Below are 537 nucleotides of genomic sequence, written 5' to 3'. Positions count from 1 at the left end.
CTATAGGTTGGAGGAAGGCGCATCACGCACGATTCTCACTTAGATTAATACTGGGTCATACTATTTATATAAATTCTTTTCTTCTTTGTAAACTTTAATTTCTTCTAATAGCAGACTTTTTTACCATATATTCCCTCCCCTTAGATGTCAGATTAATAAATTCTGCTGTTCCCCCTTGAGTAGTTCTAGGTCTATCCTTCCTTTAATCAAAGTTTTCAAGACAATGCTTATGTCCTAAAAACAACAAACTTTGGGAATGGTCCCTATTACGCTAAGGCTTGGCGGGTTAATGCTGCCACCTATCAAGACGCTACTGCTGCTTTGACGGGCAAATATGCTACCGACCCAAGTTATGGCGCTTCACTGAATCGCATTATTTCTCAATATAATTTGACTCGTTTTGACGGAGCTTCTTCAGCTGGAAATACTAATTCTGGTGGCTCGACAACCACAAATACGAATAATAATTCTGGAACCAATAGCAGTTCAACTACTTATACCGCCAAATCTGGTGATACTCTTTGGGGAATTTCACAA

1 pseudogene is annotated in these 537 nt (G+C 38.9%); it reads left to right on the top strand.

Annotated elements, in window-relative coordinates:
- Positions 1 to 201: 201 nt before the first annotated feature.
- Positions 202 to 537 (top strand): annotated as a pseudogene (locus BABA_RS28415) (glucosaminidase domain-containing protein); the annotation flags it as partial.

This window comes from Neobacillus bataviensis LMG 21833 (genome assembly GCF_000307875.1).
Taxonomy (GTDB): Bacteria; Bacillota; Bacilli; order Bacillales; family Cytobacillaceae; genus Neobacillus; species Neobacillus bataviensis.
This window is presented reverse-complemented; position numbering and strand designations above follow the sequence as displayed.